This window comes from Pseudescherichia sp. L3 (assembly GCF_024656065.1).
In the GTDB taxonomy this organism is placed as follows: Bacteria; Pseudomonadota; Gammaproteobacteria; order Enterobacterales; family Enterobacteriaceae; genus Pseudescherichia.
On the sequence record NZ_JANKYC010000001.1, the window covers coordinates 34,085 to 59,996 of the forward strand.

General features: G+C 57.0%; 25 protein-coding genes. 14 read left to right on the forward strand and 11 right to left on the reverse strand.

Annotated elements, in window-relative coordinates; translation table 11 throughout:
• The first annotated feature begins 9 nt into the window (after nt 1–9).
• Nucleotides 10–507, forward strand: coding sequence for a DUF943 family protein (locus tag NR795_RS00180; protein WP_257756656.1), 498 nt, complete (start codon nt 10–12; stop codon nt 505–507).
• A gap of 45 nt (nt 508–552) precedes the next feature.
• On the opposite strand, the gene NR795_RS00185 is transcribed toward NR795_RS00180, so the two are convergent.
• Complete coding sequence (locus tag NR795_RS00185; protein ID WP_257756658.1) at nt 553–1,287, reverse strand: GntR family transcriptional regulator; 735 nt, start codon at nt 1,285–1,287, stop codon at nt 553–555.
• 280 nt (nt 1,288–1,567) lie between these two features.
• Between NR795_RS00185 and NR795_RS00190 the strand changes: the two genes are divergently transcribed.
• Genes NR795_RS00190 through NR795_RS00200 form a run of 3 tightly spaced genes read left to right on the forward strand, consistent with a single transcriptional unit; the run spans nt 1,568 to nt 3,753 of the window.
• Complete coding sequence (locus NR795_RS00190; protein WP_144819305.1) at nt 1,568–2,032, forward strand: PTS sugar transporter subunit IIA; 465 nt, start codon at nt 1,568–1,570, stop codon at nt 2,030–2,032.
• A 33-nt stretch (nt 2,033–2,065) separates the two neighbouring features.
• Nucleotides 2,066–2,344 (forward strand): PTS sugar transporter subunit IIB, encoded by a 279-nt coding sequence (locus tag NR795_RS00195; protein WP_144819307.1) that lies wholly within the window; start codon nt 2,066–2,068, stop codon nt 2,342–2,344.
• A 32-nt stretch (nt 2,345–2,376) separates the two neighbouring features.
• Complete coding sequence (locus NR795_RS00200; protein WP_257756662.1) at nt 2,377–3,753, forward strand: PTS ascorbate transporter subunit IIC; 1,377 nt, start codon at nt 2,377–2,379, stop codon at nt 3,751–3,753.
• Nucleotides 3,754–3,822: 69 nt separating this feature from the next.
• On the opposite strand, the gene NR795_RS00205 is transcribed toward NR795_RS00200, so the two are convergent.
• Nucleotides 3,823–5,433, reverse strand: coding sequence for an FAD-NAD(P)-binding protein (locus tag NR795_RS00205; RefSeq protein WP_257756664.1), 1,611 nt, complete (start codon nt 5,431–5,433; stop codon nt 3,823–3,825).
• Nucleotides 5,434–5,654: 221 nt separating this feature from the next.
• Here NR795_RS00205 and NR795_RS00210 point away from each other — a divergent pair, with 221 nt between their 5' ends.
• The gene (locus NR795_RS00210) at nt 5,655–6,365 is read left to right on the forward strand and encodes a phage antirepressor KilAC domain-containing protein (RefSeq protein WP_144819313.1); all 711 of its coding nucleotides are present in this window, start codon (nt 5,655–5,657) and stop codon (nt 6,363–6,365) included.
• Between the two features lie 336 nt (nt 6,366–6,701).
• Entirely contained in the window at nt 6,702–8,042 is a 1,341-nt protein-coding gene (locus tag NR795_RS00215) for a diguanylate cyclase (RefSeq protein ID WP_257756666.1), read from the forward strand.
• A gap of 3 nt (nt 8,043–8,045) precedes the next feature.
• On the opposite strand, the gene NR795_RS00220 is transcribed toward NR795_RS00215, so the two are convergent.
• Complete coding sequence (locus tag NR795_RS00220; protein ID WP_257756668.1) at nt 8,046–8,591, reverse strand: 2-oxo-tetronate isomerase; 546 nt, start codon at nt 8,589–8,591, stop codon at nt 8,046–8,048.
• 198 nt (nt 8,592–8,789) lie between these two features.
• Between NR795_RS00220 and NR795_RS00225 the strand changes: the two genes are divergently transcribed.
• Nucleotides 8,790–10,010, forward strand: a complete 1,221-nt coding sequence (locus tag NR795_RS00225; protein WP_144819319.1) for a diguanylate phosphodiesterase — start codon at nt 8,790–8,792, stop codon at nt 10,008–10,010.
• A gap of 11 nt (nt 10,011–10,021) precedes the next feature.
• Here the strand turns inward: NR795_RS00225 and eutC are convergent, their stop codons facing one another.
• The 6 genes from eutC to ampH form a co-directional block, all read right to left on the reverse strand.
• Nucleotides 10,022–10,795: an ethanolamine ammonia-lyase subunit EutC gene (gene eutC, locus NR795_RS00230; RefSeq protein ID WP_144819321.1), complete on the reverse strand. Its 774-nt coding sequence runs from the start codon at nt 10,793–10,795 to the stop codon at nt 10,022–10,024.
• The gene (locus tag NR795_RS00235) at nt 10,792–12,183 is read right to left on the reverse strand and encodes an ethanolamine ammonia-lyase subunit EutB (RefSeq protein WP_257756671.1); all 1,392 of its coding nucleotides are present in this window, start codon (nt 12,181–12,183) and stop codon (nt 10,792–10,794) included. The genes eutC and NR795_RS00235 overlap by 4 nt, the downstream gene beginning before the upstream one ends.
• Nucleotides 12,184–12,192: 9 nt before the next feature.
• Nucleotides 12,193–13,572 (reverse strand): ethanolamine permease, encoded by a 1,380-nt coding sequence (gene eat, locus NR795_RS00240; protein WP_257758250.1) that lies wholly within the window; start codon nt 13,570–13,572, stop codon nt 12,193–12,195.
• Nucleotides 13,573–13,701: 129 nt separating this feature from the next.
• Complete coding sequence (locus tag NR795_RS00245; RefSeq protein WP_257756673.1) at nt 13,702–15,411, reverse strand: lysophospholipid acyltransferase family protein; 1,710 nt, start codon at nt 15,409–15,411, stop codon at nt 13,702–13,704.
• A 112-nt stretch (nt 15,412–15,523) separates the two neighbouring features.
• The gene (gene hemB, locus NR795_RS00250; protein ID WP_144819329.1) at nt 15,524–16,498 is read right to left on the reverse strand and encodes a porphobilinogen synthase; all 975 of its coding nucleotides are present in this window, start codon (nt 16,496–16,498) and stop codon (nt 15,524–15,526) included.
• 101 nt (nt 16,499–16,599) lie between these two features.
• Nucleotides 16,600–17,757 (reverse strand): D-alanyl-D-alanine-carboxypeptidase/endopeptidase AmpH, encoded by a 1,158-nt coding sequence (ampH, locus tag NR795_RS00255; protein ID WP_257756676.1) that lies wholly within the window; start codon nt 17,755–17,757, stop codon nt 16,600–16,602.
• Between the two features lie 247 nt (nt 17,758–18,004).
• Between ampH and sbmA the strand changes: the two genes are divergently transcribed.
• On the forward strand, nt 18,005–19,225 hold the full coding sequence (gene sbmA / locus NR795_RS00260) for a peptide antibiotic transporter SbmA (RefSeq protein WP_144819335.1): 1,221 nt from the start codon (nt 18,005–18,007) through the stop codon (nt 19,223–19,225).
• Between the two features lie 14 nt (nt 19,226–19,239).
• A complete protein-coding gene (locus NR795_RS00265; protein WP_257756679.1) occupies nt 19,240–20,328 on the forward strand; it encodes a DUF1615 domain-containing protein in 1,089 nt (362 codons plus the stop codon).
• An 18-nt stretch (nt 20,329–20,346) separates the two neighbouring features.
• Here the strand turns inward: NR795_RS00265 and NR795_RS00270 are convergent, their stop codons facing one another.
• Entirely contained in the window at nt 20,347–20,646 is a 300-nt protein-coding gene (locus NR795_RS00270; protein WP_042391545.1) for a DUF2755 family protein, read from the reverse strand.
• A gap of 255 nt (nt 20,647–20,901) precedes the next feature.
• On the opposite strand from NR795_RS00270, the gene NR795_RS00275 reads away from it, so the two are divergent.
• Nucleotides 20,902–21,123: a DUF2754 domain-containing protein gene (locus tag NR795_RS00275; RefSeq protein WP_103821603.1), complete on the forward strand. Its 222-nt coding sequence runs from the start codon at nt 20,902–20,904 to the stop codon at nt 21,121–21,123.
• On the opposite strand, the gene ddlA is transcribed toward NR795_RS00275, so the two are convergent.
• Entirely contained in the window at nt 21,120–22,217 is a 1,098-nt protein-coding gene (gene ddlA / locus NR795_RS00280) for a D-alanine--D-alanine ligase (protein WP_257756682.1), read from the reverse strand. The genes NR795_RS00275 and ddlA overlap by 4 nt on opposite strands.
• Before the next feature lie 106 nt (nt 22,218–22,323).
• Here ddlA and NR795_RS00285 point away from each other — a divergent pair, with 106 nt between their 5' ends.
• From NR795_RS00285 to adrA, 4 genes are all read left to right on the forward strand, one after another.
• Nucleotides 22,324–23,007 carry an extensin family protein gene (locus tag NR795_RS00285; RefSeq protein ID WP_374543453.1) on the forward strand — a complete coding sequence of 228 codons (684 nt, stop codon included), beginning with the start codon at nt 22,324–22,326 and terminating at the stop codon, nt 23,005–23,007.
• Nucleotides 23,008–23,080: 73 nt separating this feature from the next.
• A complete protein-coding gene (locus NR795_RS00290; RefSeq protein ID WP_257758251.1) occupies nt 23,081–24,295 on the forward strand; it encodes a multidrug efflux MFS transporter in 1,215 nt (404 codons plus the stop codon).
• 83 nt (nt 24,296–24,378) lie between these two features.
• Nucleotides 24,379–24,642, forward strand: coding sequence for an anti-adapter protein IraP (gene iraP, locus NR795_RS00295; protein ID WP_257756685.1), 264 nt, complete (start codon nt 24,379–24,381; stop codon nt 24,640–24,642).
• Between the two features lie 96 nt (nt 24,643–24,738).
• Nucleotides 24,739–25,854: a diguanylate cyclase AdrA gene (adrA, locus tag NR795_RS00300; RefSeq protein WP_257758252.1), complete on the forward strand. Its 1,116-nt coding sequence runs from the start codon at nt 24,739–24,741 to the stop codon at nt 25,852–25,854.
• The last annotated feature ends 58 nt before the right edge of the window (nt 25,855–25,912 follow it).

Below are 25,912 nucleotides of genomic sequence, written 5' to 3' on the forward strand. Positions count from 1 at the left end.
TTTTGTTACATGAAAATGCTTTGGGTGATTTCGCAGCGCAAATCTGATAGTTACAATAAAAAAGTAATTAGTCTAATTCTCTTAGTCAGCATTGTGCTACTCAGTTACTGGCTTTGGCTGTCTTTGCGCCAAGTAGAGATTGTCGCCGTTCATCGAGAGGGTAGCCACAGTTCAGTTTTAGTCAAAAGCTTTCCACTGAGGGATAAAGGAAAAATAAACTGGTGGCTGAAAAATAAGGAGATGCTTAAGAGTAAATACAATATACCTGTACCTGATGCTGATGGTTCTTTCACCGTTGTCTTTTGGTATTTTGGTGATGGGTATAAAGAAGAGGGAAAGTATGATAGACGATGCTTTGAGGATATGAAAGCTAAAGCCAACTGCATTGATAAAGACAAAGCGTTTACCGTATGGAATAGTCAGTCTAACGTTATATCATTTGGCGTTAATGATGGCGAATATCGTATAAATGATAAAGGTGAAATGATAAAGACTGAATACCACTAACGACCATTAGTTACCTAAAGGCCTGTAACTCACCCTTCATGACAATCAAGGCCGCCGTGAATCCTGCCGCAGCGGGAAAATCCTTGTATTTATCATCGCGATATTCACCTCGCAGGGTGTTCCATCATCAAGAAACACCGTCTCCGTAAGCTCGATAACCGCATCATTTTCCTTTAGTTGTAACAACGTCAGTATATCCGCATCGGTCAAATTTATCGCCGCCAGGTTCTGATCCCTGCGCTGGATCTTTTTACCGGTGATCTGTTCGATATAGGAGAACTTCGAGATCTCCAGCTTACTGAACTCCATGCTGCTGAACATGCTCACCGGTAGGTGGCTATGCTCCAGCGCAACGGGAATATCATCGAAGCACATCAGGCGTAAGATTTTATACACCTTGTCGCTGTTCTTGATGCGTAACGCCTGCGCCATATCATGCGAAGGAACGCGGATAATGCTGGCGGAGATAACCTTTCGTACGCCCTTATAGCCATGCTTCTGGGCCTGATAGTCAAAAGGAGAGAGCGCATGGAACCTGCCCGCGTGGTTGCTTACGCCAATAGAGCCTACGTACAGGCCCGAGCCTTTAACCCGGTAAATTCTCTGTTGCTCTATTAAAATGCGCGTGGCCTCGCGAACGGTGGCGCGGGTAATACCAATATTTTTGGCAATAGCAATTTCAGTGTCCAGCTTGTCGCCGGGCAGCAGGCCGTCATCCTTAATTTTTCTCAGGATGTAATCAACGACCTCTCTCTGCTTCTCTGTAATGCCATCGACCATCAATTCTCTTCCTGATAAGAGTAAAAGGGCAATTCCCCTAAGCCTGTCTATACATGTATGCCTGATATTCTTCTCTGATCACTACTTGAGTGATATGAAGATGTGATCGGCTTAACGAATTTGCATCCAAAATCAGCGCGTTCAGCGCAATGTGACCGTCGCATATTGTATCTGCTCAGATCCCGGTCCACTATCTAGATGACTATACATCTTAAAGATGTCTATACGTAGACAGTAGTCTGAAATAGAGAAACACGTTTTTTAGATCCGGGGGAAAAACATGTCGCATCTGGCAAAGTGGTTAAATAGCGAAAAAGTTCAGTACGTTGAGAAAGTCGCGGACTGGAAAGAAGCCATTCAGATTGCCGGGCTTCCTCTGCTCAATGAGGGGGCGATATCACAACGCTATATCGAGGCCATCATCCGGCAGAAAGAGGAGATTGGGCCTTACTTCGTTATCGCTCCGCGAATTGCCATGCCGCATGCCCGCCCGGAAGAGGGCGCTCAGGCGCTGGGCTTATCGGTGGTAAAACTGGCTGAACCGGTGGTTTTTAATGCAGATGAGAACGATCCGGTAGATACCCTTTTCATGTTTTCCGCACCGGACAGTAACAGCCACATAGAGATGATCTCACAGCTGGCTGAACTGCTCTCCGATGAAGACGAAATGCAAAAAGTCTTCAACGTGCGTAGCCAGGAAGAACTGAATGCAATTTTACTGACCGATAGCGGTATCGCTCAGTAGACGAACAGTAATCAACGATTAATGAGGTGAGTTATGAAAATGATGGCGGTGTGTGGTTCAGGTCTGGGCAGCAGTTTCATGATGGAAATGAACATCAAAAAAGTGCTGAAAAATCTCAATATTGAGGCCGATGTCGAACACTCCGATTTGGGTTCTGTTACGCCCGACGTGGCTGATGTGTTTGTGATGGCGAAAGACATCGCCTATAGCGCTAACCTGCCTGAGGACAAGATTATCATCATTAACAACATCATCGACCTGAAAGAGATCGAGCAAAAAATACGTGAGTATTTTGAGAAAAATAACGCATAAAGCGAAATGAACATCTTCCCGTAGAGGTTAATATGTTTATTCAGAACCTGTTGCAGTTTGTCGTCGACGTGCTGAAGGTGCCCTCCATCCTTGTGGGTCTGGTGGCACTCTTCGGGCTTATGGCGCAAAGAAAGCCGTTCCCGGATGTGATTAAGGGGACCGTAAAAACCATTCTTGGCTTTTTAGTTCTGGCTGGCGGGGCCTCTGTTCTGGTCAGCTCCCTCACACCGCTGGGCGATATTTTTAAAGAGGCATTCGATGTTCAGGGGATCATCCCTAACAACGAAGCGATGGTCTCAATCGCTCTCGCTAAATACGGTGCACCGACCACGCTGATTATGGCCTTCGGCATGGTGGCAAATATTGTCGTCGCCAGGTTTACCCGCCTGAAATATATCTATCTGTCAGGGCACGTGACGTTCTACATGGCCTGCATGGTGGCGATTATTCTCTCGGTAGCCGGTTTTGAAGGTGTTCAGCTTATCTATACCGGATCGTTAGCGTTGGGTATTTTGATGGCGGCGTTCCCGGCGCTGGCTCAGCCCTATATGCGTAAGATCGTTGGCGGTGACCAGGTGGCTTTAGCGCATACCGGCACTATCGGCTATGTTCTCTCAGGCTGGATTGGGACGCTGGTCGGTAAAGGATCGAAATCCACCGAAGAGATGAACATGCCGAAAAACCTCAGTTTTCTGCGTGACAGCACCATCTCTATCTCGCTAACCATGATGGTTATCTATCTCATCCTGTCGGTATCGGCGGGGAAAGAGTACGTTGAGGCTAACTTCAGCGGTGGGCAAAACTATCTGGTCTACTCCTTTATCCAGGCGATTACCTTTGCGGCGGGCGTGTTTATCATTCTGCAGGGCGTGCGCTTGATCCTGGCGGAGATTGTTCCGGCCTTCACCGGCTTCTCTGAGAAGCTGGTGCCCAACGCCGTTCCTGCGCTCGACTGCCCGATTGTGTTCCCTTACGCGCCAAACGCGGTGCTGGTCGGGTTTATCTCCAGCTTCGTAGGCGGCCTGGTAGGGCTGTTTATCCTTGGTCAGCTTCACTGGGTCTTAATCCTGCCAGGCGTGGTGCCGCACTTCTTCTGTGGCGCTACCGCGGGCGTTTTCGGTAATGCTACCGGCGGTAAACGGGGTGCCATCTGCGGGGCATTTGCTCACGGGATCTTAATTACCTTCCTGCCTGTTGCGCTGCTGCCGGTTCTGGGGGCGATTGGACTCACCAACACCACCTTCTCCGATACCGATTTCGGCGTGGTGGGGATCGTTCTCGGCAATATGGCTCAATTTATGGATAAGGGGATGATTACCCTGACCATCACCGGCATCTTTGCGCTGCTGGTTATCTATAACTTTACGGCTAAGAAAAAAGTGCCGGTGGAAGAGGGTATGGGACAGTAAAACAGGGCCAAGAGGAGCAGAGGGATGATTCCCTCTGCTCTTTTATATGTATCCGATATACAGCAATCCCTACAACTCCAGCATCTGCAGCCAGCCTCGCGTCCGCGTCGCTGGCTGTGCTACCGCCCTTGCAATCGCCGCACCGATCTCCGCGCAGGCAGTGATGCCCTGGACGAAAGGCTGGTCGTGCATCAGGTAGGGAATTGCGCCAAAAGCAATGCGTCCGCGAACGCTGGCGGGCTCCTGGAGCGTGTAATCATCCCCGACTGTGGGTATCTCCTCTCCGGTGGCGGCAAGCTGCTTGCGCAGCGTCGGGAAAGGCAGATCGTCCGTCTTCAACGGCCTTTGTCCGCGTGCATCGATAAACACATCGTATTGATACCGCTCGCCCTCAGCGAAGATCGTCGTTTGCTGCTCGCCAATCTCCATCTCATAGTTTGAGCCAAGCGCACGCACGTTGAGGATCCCAGCCTCGCGCAGGGCCAGCAGTCGGCGAATCGACTGGGATGGCACGGCGGCATAGTTATCAATAAAGATGCGGGCAAGCCCAGCCTCGAAGCGCGCGCTGTCCTGCTCATCAAGCCAGGGAACGATAGGTTGAATAGCCTCATGCAGACGCAGAATGGTGTAGCGCCACGGCACCGTCCGTCTGTCGCGTTTGTTGCGCTCCACCTCATTCAAATTGGCTTCTGCCCAACGGAAGGGATCCTGCTCTTTACGATCGGCAAACCAGGCTGCGAAAAAGCTGTCGGCATTCAGCGTGCTGAGGGCGATCTGCTTGCTCCAGAGCGGATCCGCCAGCGTCAGCTCGTTGACCATCAGCGCAAAGACGCGATCGAGCAGCCCTTCCGACCCGGCGGCAATCTCTTTTTCAATTGCGCTCTCTGTCACCACAGATAGCGGTTCGTAGGGGATAGGGCAGTAGAAGTCCGCTTCCGGAAGGATGCCCGAGCGGGACATGAGCACCATCTGCAATGTCTTGCTATCCGCATCAAGGTCGAAGTGCAGGCGTTTATCTTCGGTCTCATAGAAGGTGCCGTGCTGGATCGCTACGGCCATCGCGGCGTCGATGCCGCTCAGAGAGGTTCCCATGATGCCGATGTTACAGGCCGGGATGCTGGCCTCCATCAGCCCGGACCAGGGACTGGGGAAGTAGTTGCGGGTCGCGCTACTCTCTTCCGGCCAGACGTGGCCGGTGGCAACGACGGCAAGATCAAACTGCTCCGCAGCCAGGGTATCCTTACACCACAGTCGAACGCCCTCTGGCGTGGCCTCAAGGTCGGTTACCTGACAGGACTCATGCACGTCTATCTCAAAGCCCAGCTGTTTTGCCTGCACGACCAGCGCTAAAAACTGGTCGCGGAAATACTCGCCAAGCAGAATACGCGGCAGAAACTGGCGGACATGCAGGGACGACGCCTGCACGCCGTAGCGAGCCAGATGCTCTTCACTCAGACTGCGCAGCCAGTCGATATAGGTAGAAAAAATGGGTGGGATCTCAATGCTGGCGATATTGGCCAGCATCATTTTCGAATTCTCTTCGCTGCTGTAGGGCATGCCAACGCCCGCTTCGCTGGACTGCTCATAGATAGAAATGGAGAGCGGTGTGCTGTTTTTCAGCAGGGAAAAGAGGGTATAGATACCCGTCGGTCCTGCACCAATAATCGCGATCTTTTTCATTTTTGTTCACCCGTTATTATTTTTATACCGCCAGTCCGTATGCCGATCGGGCTGCATAAAATGAGTGTAGACCACGGGTTATAAACGTGAGGCCAGGTAAGCGAAGCCGTAGCCGACACTTAACTAAAATCGCTCAAAAAAACTACTGGATATTTGAACAGGGATTAGTATAATAATCACACAACCCAGTCGGGTGCTACAGTAAGTGAGTGGTGAAGCCTATGATGATTCCATTTGAAAGCCTTAATTCTCTGGATCAATCGGCAACGATGAGTAGCCGTGAAATCGCTGCGTTGACAGGCATAACCCACGGTGAAGTAAAACGTATTGTGAAAAGCCTCGAAACGGCGCAGCGTTTATCTGAGCCGGTACGGGTGGCCATGTTTGAACGAGATGGCGAAAGCTATCAGGAGTTTTTGCTGAACAAGCGTGACTCTCTGTTGGCCGTAGCGCGTCTGTCACCTGGCTTTACCGCTGCCGTACTCGATCGCTGGCAGGAGCGCGAAAACAAAACAGCGCTGCCTGATTTTACCAACCCGGCAGCGGCGGCCCGCGCGTGGGCTGAACAGTACGAGCAGCGCCAGAGGGCCGAGCAGCAGCTGGCCCAGTCCGTCCCAAAGGCGGAGTTTTTTGACCGCTTCGTTGAGGTGCAGGACTCGCTGGGTTTTCGCCAGCTCTGCAAGATGCTGAAGGTGAAAGAGCCGGAGTTCCGTCAGTTCCTGCTGGAGCGCAACATCATGTACCGCGTTAACGGCACGCTGACGCCACAGCTGCATCACCAGCAGGCGGGTTATTTCACGCTGCGCTCTGGCGTCGGTGAAAACCAGCACACCTTCTCCCAGGCGCGCTTTACCGCCAAAGGGGTTAAGTGGGTGGCGGGCCTCTGGGCCGGACATATCGCCACGCAGCCAAAGGGTGCGGCAGCGGCGTAATGCAGCCAGCCCGGTTAGTAAAACGATCCATCACGATACATTCAGCAAATAAGTCGCCAGCGTAATGCTGGCGATGTTGTTTCTGCCCGCTCGCTTTTTTCCCCTTCAGTCTCCCTCTCGCTGGCTGGCTCAGGTCACATCCGGCAGCGCTTCGTTCGTCGCAATGTATTTGTCACGTGAATATGTGATGGCACGTGGCTTATAATAACGCGCAGAAATTGTGTATTTCATCCATTAGCATTATTGTCATTGCAGAAATTGATCGTCCTCGGCTAAAGGCAGGCCCAATGTTAAGTAACCTAATCCCTTTTAGCGGGGGCAACGTTAGTATTAATCATGAATGATGATAAAAAACCATCTGATGCCAACAGTGTTGATACACAGCATCTGATTGATCTCCTTGATAATAATTCTGACTGGGTGTGGGAAGTGGATGCCCAGGGACGCTATACCTGGTCCTCTAAAGTTGTCACCAGCCTGCTGGGTGTTTCACCGGAGGAGGTGATCGGTTGCACCCCCTTTGACTTTATGCCGCCCGGCGAAGCCGAGCGCGTTGGCCGCGCGTTTTCTGAAATCGCGGCTAAACGTATTCCGTTCTCTGGATTAGTTAACCGTAACCGCCGCGCTGACGGGCGTATTGTGGTGCTCGAAACCAGCGGCGTTCCGCTGTTCGATGAGCAGGGCGAACTGCGTGGCTACCGGGGCATCGATCGCAACATCTCGACCCTGGACGAGCGCGTTATGCAGCTGGAGACAATCTACGACAAGACCCCCGTTGCGCTCTGCATGATTGACCGGCAGGGACATTTGGTGATGTCCAACAAGGCGATGGCACAGCTGATGAACCTGGACAATACACCTCCCGATGCCCCGGAAAGCCGTATTGCCGATCTGATGCCCGGCTGCTGGCAACAGTTTGAAGCCGCTTTTGCCCTTGCGGATACCGGGGTAGAGATCCCCAGCCGGGAGATTGTCTGGCACACGCGCTGCTACGATACCCATTCGGTACCGGTTCACGACGCATCCGGTAACGTCGTAGGGCTGTCGGTGACCTGGGTCGATATTACCGATCGCCGCCGTGCCGAGCAGAAGCTCGCCAGCGCCAATACGATCCTGCAACAGCATGCCCAGCATGACCATCTCACCGGGCTGTTTAACCGTCGCTATATGGATGAATGCCTCTCTAACGCCATTACTCACGCGCTGGAGGAGCGGGTTCCGCTCTCGGTGTGCCTGGCCGATATCGACTATTTCAAGCGCTATAACGATACCTACGGTCACCAGGCTGGCGATCGGTGTCTGCGTAGGGTTGCCGAGGCGCTGGTGGCAGCCCGCCGTCAGTCTGAAGACAACGTCAGTCGCTATGGGGGCGAGGAGTTTCTCGTGATCCTGCCGCGCACCGATAGTGCAGGGGCGCTGGCAATGGCGGAGAGAATGCGTCAAAGCATCAACGCGCTGCGCATCCCGCTTCCCGCCAGCCCAACCGGCTACCTGACTATCAGCATTGGGATAGCAACGCTTAACGAGCGCAGCATGGTCCGTGAAGAGCGACCGCTGCATATTATCGCCAGCGGCGTGATCAACCAGGCCGATACCGCGCTCTATGCTGCAAAACGGCGAGGCCGTAACGGCGTCGTAGCCGCAGCGGCGATGCAGCGGGGGGAAAGCACGCGCTGATATTTACTGTTCAGCGTGGTTATCGCGCGAATAGCCCAGCCTGAAGAGCAGCATCACGATGGCGTATTTTACCGCCTGCGCCAGCACCTCGGTGCAGTCGCCCTCGAAATGCTGCAGCGACGTATAGACGTTATTGCCCGGCAGTGCCCAGCCAAACCAGACGGAGCCAGCCGGGGTGCCGTCTTCGCCGCCGTCCGGGCCGCCGTAGCCGCTAATAGAAATGCCAATATCCTCACCGGATACGTTGACTGCGCCCGTTGCCATCTCCTCCACCGTGGCTTTACTGACCGCAGTATGTTTGGCAAGTGTCTCCGGGTTCACATTTAATAGCGTCATTTTCGCTTCATCCGTAAAGGTTATAAATCCGCTGCCGAAAAAAGAAGGAGTGTCTTTCACTGCGCACAGTGTGGAGCCGAGCAGACCCCCGGTGCAGGACTCCGCCGTGGTGAGGCGTAATTTTTTGCTCGTTAAAAGATCACCCAGTTCATTTGCCAGAAAATCCAACGGTTTTTCCATGAATTGCTGGCAAAATTGTTGCTCTGTTGTCATTGTTGGCTATTCCTTCTGTGCATCATGAATGGAACAAATCTTCTTAAGTATTGCAGCAAAATGTCATGCTGGATGACTGGCATGAAGAATGCTGATTTTTCGACGAGAAGAGGGCTGTAAGCGGGCACAGAGAAAGGCGTAAAGCCTTCACCGCAAGGTATACTCATTACGTCACCTGTCGTAAAGGATCTGAACATTATGATTTCTACCCTGATTTACCGGAGCCGCCTGAGCCCTGACTTTGATCCGTCAAAGTTAGGCGAGCTGGTGTGCGTCGCGCAGAGCCGCAATGCGGAACTGCAAATTTCCGGTATTTTACTTTTCGACGGGACCCATTTTCTTCAGGTGCTTGAAGGTCCGTTGACGCACGTGAATAGCCTGTATGCCAAAATCAATGGCGACAGTCGGCACGATAGCGTCGTCGAGCTGATGCGCGACTATGCCCCAAAGCGGCATTTTGAAAACCTTGGCATGTCGCTGTTCGATCTCCGTTATGACAGTCCACGATCGGTGCTGCGCTCGGTCATTAGTGCCGGCGCGCTTCAGTTCAAGCTTGCCTGCGACGGGCGAGTGTATAAATTTATTAAATCCTTCCTGCGCGGCAGCTGGCGGGAGCAGTATCCTGGGCGAAGCGAGCCCGATCGCTGGGCATTTGTGCCCGTGGATCCCCCCCTGGCGCAACCCCTGCCGTTCCTGTTCCCCGATCAGCCTTGCCAGTTCGCTATTCAGCCTATCGTCGAGCCGCAGCGCGGGCAGATCAGCTCCTTTGAAGCCCTGATCCGCAGCCCAAACGGTGGCTCACCTCAGGACTACTTTGCTTCCATTCCGGCGGACAAAATTCACGAGGCCGATCTGCTGTCAAAGGAGTGGGCGTTTGCCCTGGCGAAAAAAATCGGCATTGGCAACCATAAGCTCTCAATTAACCTGCTGCCAATGTCGCTGGTGAACATTCCCGGCGCGGTGGATATTCTGCTGGCGCAGATCACCCGTCACGGGCTGGTTCCCGAGCAGGTGATTGTCGAGGTGACCGAAGATGAGGTGATCTCCGGCTATGACGAGTTTACCATCGCTATTATGCAGCTCCGCTCGGCGGGCATTGGACTGGCGATCGATGACTTTGGCGCAGGTTTTGCCGGCCTGTCGCTGCTCACCAAGTTCCAGCCGGGGGAGCTAAAGATCGACCGCAGCATTGTGACCGATATTCATCTGCACGGCCCTAAACAGGCGATCGTTAATGCCATCGTCAAATGCTGCGCCGAGCTGGAGATCAGCGTTGTGGCGGAAGGCGTCGAGAAGGTAGAGGAGTGGTGCTGGCTGGAAGCTGCCGGCATTAAGCACTTCCAGGGTTATCTGTTCGCTAAACCGGCCCTCAACGGCGTCGCACCGGTCTGCTGGCCGGTAAAGCAGGTGAAGGCATAGCGCAAGGCCATTTACCCGGCAAGGCTGGGCTTTACCCGTTCATGCAGCGCCGGGTTATCGCTCTCATCTTTCAGTTTAACGCCGGTCAGGCGGCGTAAAAAAGCCTGCTCCAGCAGCCAGGCGAGCTTAAAGGCAGCGGCCTCATGACGCAGCCCCTCCGGGCGGATGTTGGAGATGCAGTTGCGCTCCGAGTCCAGCCGGGTGCGTGTCGGCTGCCAGGTCAGGTAGACGCCGAGGCTGTCCGGGGATGATAGTCCGGGGCGTTCGCCAATCAACATAGCCACCGCTTTACTCTTCAGCGTCTCGCCAATCTCATCTCCCAGCGCCACCCGCGACTGGTGCGCCAGCACTACCGGGCCAGTGGTCAGCCCCAGCGTATGCAGATAGGGCAGCAGAGCGGTAATCAGCGCCACCGCCTGACGATGCACCGCATGGGAAGAGAGCCCGTCGCCAATGACCAGCAGCAGATCGTGGGCAGGCACCCGGCTGGCCTGTAGTGCAGCGCGGCTCTCGTCGCTCAGCCTACGTCCAAGATCTGGACGGTTGAGATAAATATGGCGGTCTGCCGCGGCGCTGTGGGCGTCCAGGGTATGCAGACCGAGGGCCGAGAGCTGCTGCGTCAGCGGCTCGCTGTCAAAAGGCTGGTGGACCGCATCGCGAGCCTGGGCATGAGCCAGACCGAAGCTGAGCACCTCCCGGGTCGGCAGGCTTGCACCGCTGCGGCCAAGGGCGATCCGGGCGTCGGTAAACTCGCGCAGTAAAGACCATGCGTCAGGATGGTTCATACGTCTACCCCCTCAGGCGGCAGCACGCTCAGCAGCGGGTGGTTAGCCCCGGTGAGCCGCAGCTGGCCCGCACTATCGATAATCTGCATTTTCGTCAGCCACTCGCCAAACTCTGGGGCATGCTTTAGTCCCAGCAGGCGACGAGCATAGAGTGCATCGTGGAACGAGGTGCTCTGGTAGTTGAGCATGATGTCGTCCGCCCCCGGTACGCCAATCAAAAAGGTCAGCCCGGCGTTGCACAGCAGCGTCAGCAGCGTGTCCATATCATCCTGATCCGCTTCCGCATGGTTGGTGTAGCAGACGTCGCAGCCAATCGGCAGGCCCATCAGCTTGCCGCAGAAGTGATCCTCCAGCCCGGCGCGGATAATCTGCTTGCCGTCATAGAGATACTCCGGGCCGATAAATCCCACTACCGTATTGACCAGCAGCGGATCAAAGTGGCGCGCGACGGCGTAGGCCCGCGCCTCGCAGGTCTGCTGATCGACGCCGTGATGGGCGTTGGCAGAGAGGCAGCTGCCCTGGCCGGTCTCAAAGTACATCACGTTATTGCCCAGCGTGCCGCGGCCAAGGCTCAATGCGGCCTCCCGGGCCTCTGCCAGCAGAGCCAAATTGATGCCGAAACCGCTGTTTGCCGCCTCGGTACCCGCTACCGACTGGAACACCAGGTCGACGGGCGCGCCGCGCTCTATCAGCGCCAGGGTGTTGGTGACGTGCGTCAGCACGCAGGACTGGGTAGGAATAGCAAAGCGGCTGATGATGTCATCCATCATATAATTGAGCCGCTCCAGCACCGGCAGGCTGTCGCTGGCCGGGTTAATGCCCACTACCGCGTCCCCTGCGCCGTAGAGCAGTCCGTCAAGCATGCTGGCGGCAATGCCTTTCAGGTCGTCGGTGGGATGATTGGGCTGCAGGCGTACGCTCAAATGGCCCGGCAGGCCGATGGTGTTGCGAAAGCGAGTGGTCACCCGGCATCGGCTGGCGGCGAGGATCAGATCCTGGTTGCGCATCAGCTTGCTGACGGCGGCGGCCATCTCGGGCGTAATGGCACGGGCAACGCGACTCAGGGTAAGGGGATCGGTGGCATCATCCAGCAGCCAGTCGCGAAAATCGCCCACCGTCAGGTGGCTGATGAGGGAGAAGGCGTCGCGATCGTGGGTATCGATAATCAGCCGGGTGACCTCATCCGCTTCGTAAGGGATCAGCGGGCTCGCCAGAATATCGCGTAGCGGCACGTCGGCCAGCGCCATCTTCGCCGCCATGCGCTCTTCGGCAGAGTCGGCGCTGATGCCCGCCAGCACATCCCCGGAGCGAGCCGGGGAGGCTTTTGCCAGCAGCGTTGTCAGACTGGCGAACCGGTAGGTGCGGTGCGCCAGAGTCGTTTTATACATGTCGCCTCCTCAGGAGAGGGCGCGCAGCTGCGGATCCAGCCCGGCACGCTCGCGAGCGGTGGCCGTACTGCGAAACCACAGGTAGCCGCCGAGCATCATGGCTGCGAAGATCAGCGCCAGCAGCGGGTTGAACCAGACCATGGCCACCAAGCAGAGTACCGCCATGCCCAGCGCAAAGGCCGGTGCATAGGGAAACAGCGGCGCTTTAAAGGGCCGAATCAGGTTCGGCTCGCTGCGGCGCAGCTTGAACAGCGCGGCCATAGAGGTGATATACATAACAATAGCGCCGAACACCGACATCGTCACGATACAGGCGGTGAGCGGCATACCGCTGATAGAGATCACCGAGTCCGAGAAGATAGCCGCAATGCCGACCACGCCGCCCGCCAGAATCGCCAGGTGCGGCGTCCGGGTCTTACGGTTCAGCGTCGCCAGGCGCGCAGGCAGATAGCCCGCCCGTGCCAGAGAGTAGATCTGCCGCGAGTAGCCCATGATTATGCCGTGGAACGATGCTACCAGGCCAAACAGCCCCAGCCAGACCAGCATATGCAGCCAGCCGCTGTTGCTACCGACGATGGTCTTCATTGCCTGCGGCAGCGGATCGTTGATGTTGGCGAGGTTACGCCAGTCGCCAACGCCGCCGGCAAAGATCATCACCCCAATCGCCAGCACGGTAAGTGTCACAATGCCGCCGCCGAGCGCACGCGGAATGGTGCGCTGGGGATCCTTCGCCTCCTCTGCCGCCATCGAGGCCCCTTCAATGGCGAGGAAAAACCAGATAGCGAAGGGAATGGCGGCAAACATGCCGGAGAGGGCGAGGCCGCTAAAATTCTCTGCGCCCGCCCAGCCGTGGGCGGTGAAGTTGCTCCACGAGAAGCCCGGCGCGACAACTCCCATAAACACCAGCAGCTCGAAGATCGCCAGCAGGGTCACGATCAATTCGAAGGTCGCCGCAATGCCGACACCGAGAATGTTCAGGGTCATAAAGATGACGTACGCCGCGCAGGCGATCCATTTGGCATCCAGCGCTGGAAACTGCACGTTCAGGTAGGCCCCGATAGCCATCGCAATCGCCGGTGGGGCAAAGACAAACTCAATCAGGGTGGCGAACCCGGCAATAAATCCTCCGGTCGGCCCAAAGGCACGGTAGGCATAGGCAAAGGGGCCGCCCGCGTGGGGAATCGCGGTTGTCAGTTCGGTAAAGCTAAAGATAAAGGCGCAGTACATTGCCGCAATGGCCAGCGCAACGACGAGAAAACCCATCGTGCCCGCCTGCGACCAGCCGTAGCTCCAGCCAAAGTATTCGCCGGAGATCACCAGCCCAACGGCAATCCCCCAGAGACGGAAGCTGCCGAGCGTTCTTTTCAGTGTGGTTGTGGGTATCGTCATCATTTGCTGCCTCGCCGTTACACAGTTAGACGAGAGCCTGCAAAGGCGATGCCAGAAAATTAACCCCAGCCATTTCAACGATATGAGCAAAGTGCTTTAAAACCGTGCACCGCCACGCGCCACCGGGCGTTAAACACGCTCCAGATGCGCACCGATATAGCGCGCATAGCGCTGGCTTTTCAGATGGGTGAGATCCACCAGCACCAGGCCATCCACGCAGTGGTTGAAGTCCGGATCGCTACCGAAATCGATAAACTGAACGCCGCCCGGCGTACACAGCTCTGAATACTGCTTGTAGAGCGGCGGAATGCCGCAGCCCAGGTTGCCAAGCAGCGACTTCAGGCGGGTAAGATCCTCGGTGTAATCGTCGCCGGTAAACTGGGCCAGCACCTCAGGAAGCGAGGCAGGCCAGGGGCGACGGGAGGCAGCCAGCGGATGCACCGGCGGGAACCAGAGGCGGTAGAAGGCCACCAGTAGATCCCGCGCCGCCGGAGGCAGCCCGCCAGAGATCGACACCGGGCCGAAGAGGTAGCGGTACTGCGGGTAGCGCGCCAGGTATGCACCAATTCCCGACCAGAGATAGTCCAGCCCGCGACGGCCCCAGTAGCGCGGCTGAATAAAGCTGCGCCCGAGCTCAATGCCATGCTGCAAAATAGCATCCATTTTATCGTCGTAGTGGAACAGGCTGTAGCTGTACAGCCCGCCCACTCCCTGCTGCGCTACCTGCTGCGCCGTGGGCATAAAGCGGTATGCGCCGACGATCTCCAGATCCGCCTCGTCCCATAGGATCAAATGCAAATAGTCATCGTCATAGCGGTCAATATCACGCCGCTGCCCGCTGCCTTCCCCCACGGCGCGAAAGGCGATCTCCCGCAGGCGGCCTAGCTCGCGCAGCACCGGGACATCCTCTTCGCCGTTGCGCTGCCAAAGGTAGATGGTCTTGCCATCCGCGGTCTGGCCCAGGCACTCTGCCTGCGCCAGGGCGCGTTTCAGGGTCAGGCGCGGCTCTGGCCGGGCGATGGCGCACTCGGTTTTAAACAGCCCCGGCAGACCTTTACCCAGACGGATAATGTGCTGGCGACACCGCTCCGCCGTCTCGCGGGCGCTGGCGTGCGGGCTATGCAGGCTCTCCCAGGGAATGCGCTGGCCGAGGGTGATAGGCAGGCTGCTGCCCTGGCGGCGAAACATCTGCTGCATCAGCAGCAGCATCGGCAGGGTAGAGGAGATTAGCGTGCTGGCGTAGAAGAGTGGGCTGTTGTGAGCGCGAATAAATACCGGCAGCAGCGGGGTATGAAACTTTGCCGCCAGCTTCACGAAGCCGCTGTGCCATGCGCTGTCGCCAATGCCGTGGCGAGTCAGGCGCGACACTTCGCCCGCTGGAAAGAAGATCAGCACGCCGCCCTGCTGGAGCTGCGTTTCCATCTGCAGCAGCGAGGATTTACGCGTGCGTCCGCCCAGGTTATCGACGGGAATAAACAGCGAGCTGAGCGGCTGAAGATGACTCAGCATCCGGTTGGTAACGACTTTGACATCCCGCCGCACGCGGGAGACGGCATGAAGCAGGGCGAGGCCATCGAGGGTGCCGGTAGGATGGTTGGCGACAATGATGAGTGGGCCATGCTCGGGGATCTGCTCAAGGTCGTGGGCGGAGAGGGTGCTGCGGATGCGAAGGTGCTCAAGGATCTGCTCAACCATATCCAGCCCCTTCAGGTGGCGATGGCGGGCGGCGAACTGCTGAAATTCCTCTTCATAGAGCAGGCGTTTTAGCAGATTGCGTTGCCAGGGGGCGGGCCTGGCCTGTGGCCAGAGGTCATCAAGAACGCTGTCGAGACTAAACATGGTGGCTCCTTCATCCGTCTTAGGCAGACAGTAGAAGGGCGAGATGGCGTTTATGTGACAGGGAGGTGAACTTTAGGGGCCCGGCAGGCAGAGCGCCACCGGGCACGGCGATTTAACGCAGGATTTTTCGTTCGGCCAGATCCAGCGCGAAGTAGCTGAAGATCAGATCCGCACCGGCGCGTTTGATCGCTCCAAGGCTTTCGAGGATCACTTTATCCTCGTCGATAGCCCCGGCCTGGGCAGCAAACTTGATCATCGCATACTCACCGCTGACCTGATACGCGCCGAGAGGCAGCTCGGTACGCTCGCGGATATCGCGCAGGATGTCGAGGTACGCGCCTGCGGGCTTAACCATCAGGCAGTCTGCGCCCTGCGCTTCGTCGAGCAGTGACTCGCGGATCGCTTCCCGGCGGTTCATCGGGTTCATCTGGTAGGTTTTACGATCGCCCTTCAGCGCCGTCCCGGCTGCTTCACGGAACGGGCCGTAGAAGGAGGAGGCGAACTTGGTGGAGTAGGACATGATCGCCGTATCGGTAAAGCCCGCGGCGTCCAGCGCCTGACGGATCGCCTGCACCTGGCCGTCCATTGCGGCAGATGGCGCAATAAAATCAGCCCCGGCAGCAGCGGCAACCACCGCCTGCTTACCCAGGTTGAGCAGGGTTGCGTCGTTATCCACGCCGTGATCGCACAATACGCCGCAGTGACCGTGAGAGGTGTACTCGCAGAAACAGGTGTCGGACATCACCACCATCTCCGGTACCGCGTCCTTACAGATCCGCGACATACGCGCCACCAGGCCATCCTCTTTCCAGGCATCGCTGCCGGTAGCGTCGGTGTGGTGGGAAATACCAAACGTCATGACCGAGCGAATGCCCGCGTTGGCGAAGCGCTCGATCTCACGGGCGAGATACTTCTCCGGAATGCGCACCACGCCCGGCATGGCCTCGATGGCTTTATAGTCGTCCAGCTCTTCTTCAACAAAGATAGGCAACACGAAGTCATTGAGGCTCAGCGTTGTCTCTTCAAACATGGCACGCAGCGCGGGAGACTTGCGCAGGCGGCGCGGGCGGTTAATTAAATCGGTCATGGTATGCCTGAGGTTGGTGAATCAGGGGGCTATTATAACCCAATCAACCCCGGGGTGTTTCGCCAAAACAGGCGTTAATCACCCCGGAGGGAGGGAGAGGATCAGGAGGCCGGGACGATCTGCGGCGGGTTGCTGCTCAGCTCGCTGACCAGATCGTTAACCCCGTCGCTCATATTTTTAAAGCGGGTCAGGGGAGAGCGGGTCACCACCACAAAAACGCCGACGTTGCTCTTGGGGATCATCGCCATATAGGTAATAAACCCGCCGCCGCCGCCGGTTTTTTGAATAATCCCCGGTCGGCCATCTTTCGGTGACATGTAGACCCAGCCCAGCCCCAGCGCGTCGGCTTTGCCTGGCACGTCCATACCTATCACGCGGGTGAGCTGGGTGCGCTGGTAGATCAGGGTCTGCATCCGGTCGGCCTGGTTACTGCGGGCGTAGAAGTCCGAGGAGAGGAACTGCTGCATCCAGCGCATCATATCTCCCGGCGTGGAGTAGACCCCACCGCTGCCGATTGCCGCCAGGGTGTTGTCGCAGGGGCTGGCTCCTTTCTCCGCTACCATCAGGCGGCGGCACTGATCCGGTGAGGGGGTAAAGGTGGTGTCCTTCATCCCCAGCGGGCGGGCGATCTGCTCGTCGAATAGCTGCGGGTAGGGCTTACCGGCGGCGTTGGCTAGCGCATCGGCCAGCAGGTCAAAGGCGAGGTTTGAATAGGCCGCCTGCGAGCCGGGTGCCGTTTTCAGCGTGGCGGTAGAGAGCCAGTTCCAGCGCTGATCGCGCGTCGGCCAGGTAAAGACCGAGCGTTGCGCCGCGCCGCCGGGCTGCTCGCGGGGCAGGGCGCTGGTGTGGGTCGCCAGGTTCACCAGCGTGATCGGCGCTCCCTGCCAGCTCGGCACCCGTGCGCCGGGAGGTGCATACTTGCTGAGCGGATCGTTGAGCTTCACCACGCCCTGGTCGAGCAGTTTCACCAGCATTTCGCTGGTCATCAGCTTGGAGATAGAGGCGATGCGGATCAGCGAGTCGAGCTGCGGGCGCACGTTGTTGCCCGGACGCGTTTCACCGAAGCTGCGGAACACGCGCTGGTTGCCGTCGATCGCCACCATCGCCATGCCGGTTGCGCCGCTGCCATAGAAGATATGGTTGGCATAGCGATCGACAATATCGGACGCAAATTCGGGATCGGGGGAGATCTGTGCCGCATTGACTGATGAAAAGGTCAGGGCGCACAACAGGGTGGATAAGAGCAGGCAACGTTTCAACGACAGCATCCATCACAAAAGTTAAAGAGATAGAGGGTATTTATACTACTTACCGGTGCGATGCAAAGCCCGGAAAAGCGCTTTATTTTGCGGTCAAGCGTAACGCCGGGTAAACAGACGCTTTTTTCCTGCAACACAATGTCTTCTTTTGACATAGCGCGCTTGTGGTAATCTCACTGGCTTCGGTATTTTCATACCCATAGCGAATTAACGACACAATAAGAGTGAGCCGTCGCAGGAGTATTTCATGTTTAAATCTTTTTTCCCCAAGCCGGGGCCGTTTTTGCTCTCGGCGATCCTGTGGTCGCTGATCGCCGTCATCTTCTGGCAGGCGGGCGGCGGGGAGTGGTTAACCCGTATTTTAGGGGCGTCTAAAGAGACCCCGATAGGCGCGTCGCGCTTCTGGTCCGGCAGCTACCTGATCTTTTACGCTTACTACGCCCTGTGCGTGGCCGCGTTTGCCCTGTTCTGGTTTACTTACGCCCCGCACCGCTGGCAGCGCTGGTCGATTCTCGGCACCGCGCTGATTATCTTTGTCACCTGGTTTATGGTCGAGGTCAGCGTGGCGATTAACGCCTGGTACGCGCCGTTTTACGATCTGATCCAGCGCGCCCTCAGCGCGCCGCATAAGGTAACCATCGGCCAGTTCTACCATGAAACAGGGGTGTTCCTTGGCATCGCGATGATTGCGGTTACCGTCGCGGTGTTGAATAACTTCTTCGTTAGCCACTACGTTTTCCGCTGGCGTACGGCGATGAACGAATACTACATGGCCAACTGGCACCGCCTGCGTCATATCGAGGGTGCGGCCCAGCGTGTGCAGGAGGACACCATGCGCTTCTCCTCGACGCTGGAGGATATGGGGGTCAGCCTGCTCAACGCCATCATGAAGCTGATTGCGTTTCTGCCGATCCTTGTTGCCCTGTCGCCACACGTGCCGGAGCTGCCGATCGTTGGCCACGTTCCCTACGGGCTGGTGATCGCTGCTATCGTCTGGTCGTTGGTCGGTACCGGCCTGCTGGCAGTGGTAGGTATCAAGCTGCCGGGGCTGGAGTTTAAGAACCAGCGTGTCGAAGCGGCCTACCGTAAGGAGCTGGTCTATGGCGAGGACGATCCTGAGCGCGCCTCGCCGCCGACCGTGCGCGAGCTGTTTGGCGCGGTGCGGCGGAACTATTTCCGCCTCTACTTCCACTACATGTATTTCAACATTGCGCGCATTTTCTATCTGCAAATCGACAACGTTTTCGGCCTGTTCCTGCTGTTTCCATCGATGGTTGCCGGTACGATTACGCTCGGCCTGATGACCCAGATCACCAACGTTTTCGACCAGGTGCGCAGCTCGTTCCAGTACCTGATCAACTCATGGACCACGCTGGTGGAACTGATGTCTATCTATAAGCGTTTACGTACCTTTGAGCGTGAACTTGACGGCGAGGATGTCGTACACGCGACAACCTCACTCAGCTAATGACCGGAGCGGCTATGCAAGCATCACGCGGTTTAACCCTGCTGGCGGGCGCGATCCTCGTCGGCTGTAGCACCTCGCAACCGCCGCCGCTCAAAGAGGGCGAGAAGGCGGTGGACGTGGCGAAGCTGGTGCGGCAGAAGATCCCTGCCAGCGTAAAGGATCGTGACGCCTGGGCAGAGGATCTTGCTACTGCGTTCAAGAGCCAGTCCCTTGCGCCGACGCGGGAGAACGTCTGCTCGGTGCTGGCGGTGGCGCAGCAGGAGTCGAACTATCAGGCCGATCCTGCCGTACCGGGGCTGAACAAAATCGCCTGGCAGGAGATTGAGAAGCGCGCCGGGCGGCTGCACATTCCCGCTTTTGTGGTGCGCACCGCGCTGAAGGTTCCCTCGCCCAACGGCAAAAGCTACGCCGAGCGGCTCGATAAGGTTAAAACCGAGAAGCAGCTTAGTGCGATTTTCGACGACCTGATTAACATCGTTCCGCTGGGGCAGACGCTGTTTGGCTCTCTTAACCCTGTGCACACCGGTGGGCCGATGCAGGTCAGCATCGCCTTTGCCGAGCAGCATAGCCGGGGTTATCCGTGGAAGATGGAGGGCACCGTACGCCAGGAGGTCTTCTCCCGGCGCGGCGGTCTGTGGTTCGGGACTTACCACCTGCTTAACTACCCAGCCAGCTACAGCGAGCCGCTCTACCGCTTCGCCGACTTTAACGCCGGCTGGTACGCCAGCCGCAATGCCGCGTTCCAGAGCGCGGTCAGCAAGGCCAGCGGCGTGAAGCTGGCGCTGGACGGGGACGTCATCCTCTACGGTAGCCGTGACGCGGGCAGCACCGAACAGGCAGTGCGCAAGCTAGGGCCGCAGCTGGGCCTCAGCGACGCTGAGATCCGCGATCAGCTGGAGCAGGGCGATCGTCAGGCGTTTGAGGAGACCGAACTCTATAAAGGGGTCTATCGTTTGGCGGAGAAGAAGAGTGGGAAGACGCTACCGAGAGCGCTGCTGCCGGGGATCCAGCTTGAGAGCCCGAAGATCACCCGCAACCTGACAACAGCCTGGTTTGCGAAGCGCGTGGACGATCGTCGGGCGCGCTGTATGCAAGGGAATTAATGTAATTGCGGCGTCACGTTAGTAGTGACGCCAGCGCAGCAGCAGGGCGATAACGCCAAGCAGGGCGCTGCCAATGAGAAACGGAACCAGACCAAAAATCGTGCCCACGCCAAGTCCCATATCAATACGTGGCCGGTTGCTCTCCTGCATCTGCATCAGATTTTCAAACACGCCGGGAGCGTGTATCAGCGCGTTCAGCAGCTGCGCACCTGCCCAGAAGCAGAGCAGCACGAAGACGGCATAAGCGATATTGCCCGGCGTGGAGGCGTCTCGTTTCTTCTCGTTGGCAAAGGGCTTCGACATCATAAATTCTGCCATAGTGACCTCCGATACGCGTTATTGAGCTGGTAATACACCAGTAATTCAGGCTAATTTTGACAGGTCAGGAGGATTGTCAATATCAGATTGGTGACAATTTACGCATTATTATTAGCCCTATTTAAGGTTTTACATCTCCAGTCACAAATTCATGACTTTTGTTGCGTTTTATTAACGATTTCGGATTTTCCGCATGCGTCAGGGGCTTGCGGTGGGTAATATGCAGCGATGCTGTTTTTCTCTACCGGAGCTGCTATGAAACTGCCTGCCAAAATTCGCCGTGACTGGCACTACTACGCCTTTGCTATCGGGCTGATCTTTATTCTTAACGGCGTGGTTGGGCTGCTGGGATTTGAAGCGAAGGGCTGGCAAAGCTACGCGGTCGGCCTGGTCACCTGGGCGATCGGTTTCTGGCTGGCGGGATTGATAATTCGCCGCCGTCCCGAGGAAGAGACAGCGGCAGAATCGCAGGATTAAGCCATGCTACTTTTCAGGGCGCTATCGGCCTGATGGCGCTCTAACGCCAGATCGATCAGGCGGCTGATCAGATCGGTATAGCCGAGGCCGCTGGCCTGCCACAGCTTGGGATACATGCTGATATTGGTAAAGCCGGGCAGGGTGTTGATCTCATTGATAACGATATCGTTGTCGTCGGTCAGGAAGACGTCGACCCGCGCCATACCGGCGCACCCCAGCGTTTCGTAGGCAGCAACGGCGGTCTGGCGAATGGCGTCGTTCACTGCCGGATCGATCGCCGCCGGGATCACCACCCGCGCACCGTTGTCATCGATGTATTTGGTGTCGTAGGCGTAGAACTCGCTGTTGAGCACGATCTCACCGCAGGTACTGGCCTCGGGGTTGTCGTTCCCCAGCACGGCGCACTCGATCTCCCGCCCCTTAATGCCGGTCTCTACCACCACCTTATGATCGAACGTAAAGGCAAGGTCGACGGCGGCATAGTACTGCGCCTCGCTGGTGACCTTGCTGACGCCTACTGACGAGCCCTGGTTAGCCGGTTTGACAAACAGCGGCAGACCCAGCTGCGCCTGCACCTCGGCAAAAGCGTATCGCTGACGGTTAGCGCGGGTGAGGGTAATGAAGGGCGCAATCTTCAGTCCGGCATCGCGGAGCAGGCGCTTGGTGACATCTTTATCCATACAGGCCGCCGATCCGAGCACGCCGGAACCCACGAACGGCAGGTTTGCCATCCGCAGCATCCCCTGCAGGGAGCCATCTTCCCCCAGCGTGCCGTGAACGATAGGGAAGATTACGTCTACCGCCGGCAGGGGCGTACCGCTCTCGGCGTTGATAAGCTGCGCCGTCTCTCTGCCGGGAATATGCGCCACGCTGATAGCGGAAGGATTCAGCGCGATACGTGCCGGATCGCTGGCGTTCTGCAAATAGTTAGCCGCATCGTTGACGTGCCACTGACCCTGTTTATCTATCCCCAGCAGCACCACCTCGAAGCGGCTCTTATCAATAGCATCGACAATATTTTTTGCCGACTGAAGCGATACTTCATGCTCTGCTGATTTCCCACCAAAAACGATCCCTACCCGCATTTTTGCCATCACCACATCCACTCTTCTTATCCAGAAAAAAGATACCTTACCACGGCAAAACGCGTGATTCGCGCGCTTCTGCCATAATGTTTTTAGGTGATTAAAGGGGGAGCGCGTGAGAGGCACAGGAGCCATCGTTTTTTTGTTTATTGTCGGTGCAGGGGTAGTGGGCTATCGTCACCTGCCCTCGTACTACAACCCCTTTGTGCCGCTGCGCCTCGACGATCCGCCGGGCCGCATTACCCAGTTTAAGCTCAAGCGGCTGACGCCCGAGCAGTGTGATGCCCTGCTGGTGGAAGCTAACCAAAAGAAGCTGATTGCTTCCCAGCCCGTCGCCGACAGCACCGGCACCTGCCCGCTGACCCACACCGTCCGGGTACGGGATTTTGGCCCGGTTAAGCTCAGCAGCAGCTTTCTCGCCTCCTGTCCGCTGGCACTCAGCTCGGCACTTTTTGTACAGCAGCAGGCCCGGCCGTTGACCGCGCGGTATATGTCCAGCGAGCTGGTGCGCATCGATCATTTTGGCAGCTACGCCTGCCGCAATATATACCATCGCGCCAACGCCCGGCTGAGCGAGCACGCCACCGCCGAGGCGCTGGACATCAGCGGCTTTCGTCTCGCTAACGGGCAGCAGGTAACGGTGCTGCGCGGCTGGAAGCAGGATAAAACCCAGCCCTGGCTGCGGGCGATGCTGAGCGCCAGCTGTGCTTACTATGGTAACGGCCTGGGGCCAGACTATAACGCCGCCCATGCCAACCATTTTCATCTGGGGATGCGTGGCTATGGGTTATGCCATTAAGTGCCGCTAAGCATAATCTACAGTTATGCTATGCTGGAGCCTGCTGTTAAAACCTGAATAATTGCAGATGCTTATGGAATCCTGGAAGGTTAATCTTATTTCGGTCTGGTTTGGCTGCTTCTTTACCGGCCTTGCGATCAGCCAGATTTTACCGTTCTTGCCGCTCTATATTGCCGAGATGGGCGTGACCTCACACGAGGCGCTGTCGATCTGGTCCGGGCTAACCTTCAGCGTGACCTTTATGGTGTCGGCCATCGTCTCGCCGATGTGGGGAAGCCTTGCCGACCGTAAGGGGCGCAAGCTGATGCTGCTCCGCGCCTCGTTGGGCATGGCGATAGCGATCCTTTTGCAGGCGTTTGCCACTAACGTCTGGCAGCTGCTATTTCTGCGCGCCATTATGGGGCTGACCTCGGGCTATATTCCCAACGCGATGGCGCTGGTGGCCTCCCAGGTGCCGCGCGAGCGCAGCGGCTGGGCGCTCAGCACGCTCTCCACGGCGCAGATCAGCGGCGTTATCGGTGGCCCGCTGCTGGGGGGCTTTCTTGCCGACCACGTTGGCCTGCGAGCGGTGTTTTTCATCACCGCCACGCTGCTGATGGTCAGCTTTCTGGTGACCCTGTTTCTGATTAAAGAGGGGGTACGGCCCAACGTCAGCAAGGCGCAGCGCCTGACCGGCAAAGCGGTATTTGCCAGCCTGCCCTATCCGAAGCTCATTGTAAGCCTGTTCGTGACCACCATGGTGATCCAGCTCTGTAACGGCTCGGTGGGGCCCATTCTGGCGCTGTTTGTCCAGTCGCTGGCCCCGGACAGCAGCAATATCGCCTTTCTGAGCGGCATGATTGCCGCGGTGCCGGGCGTCTCAGCGCTAATGTCGGCCCCGCGCCTTGGCAAGCTCGGCGATCGGATCGGCACGTCGCGGATCCTGATGGCGACGCTAATCTGCGCGGTGGCGCTCTTTTTTGCTATGTCGTTCGTGACCACGCCGCTTCAGCTGGGTATCTTACGCTTCATGCTGGGGTTTGCTGACGGGGCAATGCTGCCTGCGGTGCAGACGCTGCTACTGAAATACTCCAGCGATCAGGTGACCGGCCGCATCTTTGGCTATAACCAGTCGTTTATGTATCTGGGCAATGTTGCCGGGCCATTGATGGGGGCAAGTATCTCTGCAATGGCTGGCTTCCGCTGGGTGTTCATCGCCACCGCCGTGGTTGTGCTGATCAATATCTGGCAGCTGGCAATCATACTCAGGCAGACCCGACGAACCGCCGCGGGTGCTTCGCAAAAATAGTATTAAAAATGTTATTTTTACGTAATATGCCATGATAACGTTGGCTGAAAATCTTAACGTGTTGTGTATGAGGATGGTACGCGATGAAAAACCTGATTGCAGAGCTGCTGGTTAAGCTAGCGGAAAAGGAAGAAGAGTCTAAAGAGCTGGTGGCGCAGGTTGAGGCGCTGGAGATTGTGGTTACCGCTCTACTGCGTCATATGGCACAGCCGGAGCAGCAGGCATTAATTCAAAGTATTGAAGGTGCGCTGGAGGTAGCTGGCCCTGACTCGCAGGTACCGCATCAGGACACCGCGCTGTTGCAGCAGTACCTTAATAGACTTTTGCACCATCCACGCTCCCGGTAAGCTTAACCCTATTGGGTGAGTGTGATCTTCCTCTCACCCGAAATATCATACTTTCTCCCCGCCGCACCTCTCTATAATTTTGGGAAATGTTTCAGAATATTCCCAATAATGATGAATGATAACAATCTTTATTCTAAAACTGCTGTTAACAAGGAGTGGGTCGAGACCCCTAACCAGGACGAGCACTTCCTGTCTGGCCAGCTTTTTGCCCGGCGACTTCGCCTGCCGCGTATTTTTGGCCTTGGATGCCTCTTCTTTCCCTTAGGTGGCGCGATGACCTCCCAGCCCGTAGCTGGAGGCTGGTGGCTATTTCTCTTAAGCTGGTCTTTTATCTGGCCACATCTTGCCTGGCAGCTGGCGAGCCGCTCAAGCGATCCTCACGCCGCCGAAATCAATAACCTCAAGATTGATGCTATCCTGGCAGGGATCTGGATCGGCGTGATGGGAATGAACATCATGCCGTCGGCGGTGCTGGTGATGATGGTTAGCCTGATGCTGATGGGCATGGGCGGGCCGCGGCTGTTTGGTATTGGCATCGTCCTGCTGCTGGGCGCGAGCCTGGTGATGCTCCAGCTTACCGGCACGGCGATAACCTTCACCAGCGCGCCGCTGGAGTGGTGGCTTTGCCTGCCGTTTATCCTGCTCTATCCGCCGCTGTTTGCCTGGGTAAGCTTTCGTACCTTCACCCGCCTCGCCAGGCAGAAGCAGCGCCTGCGCATTATGAGCACCCGCGACGGCATGACCGGCCTCTATAACCGGCGGCACTGGGAAATATTGCTGCGCAATGAGTTTGAGAGCTGCCGACGCAACCAGCGGATGGCGACCCTACTGCTGATCGATGTGGACTACTTTAAGGCCATCAACGACACCTATGGCCATGACGTAGGGGATGAGGCGATTATCGCCATTAGCCGCCATCTGCAGATGACCCTGCGCGGAAGCGACATTATCGGACGCTTCGGCGGCGATGAGTTTGCGGTGATCATGAGCGGTACGCCGGTTGACAGCGCGCTTGCGGCGATGAGCCGGGTTCACGATACGCTGGCGGAGATCCGGCTACCCTGCGCTCCACATCTGGCGCTGCAAATTAGCATTGGCCTCGCGCCGCTCACCCCCGGCACGGAGCACTGCCGGGATTGGCTCAAGGCCGCTGACGTGGCGCTCTACAAAGCCAAAAAAGGCGGTCGCGGCCGCACGGAAGTAGCAGCATGACGTTGTTTGGTAGATACTGCTATCACCTGCAAGCCGCACCGTGCCTAACGTAGGCCGG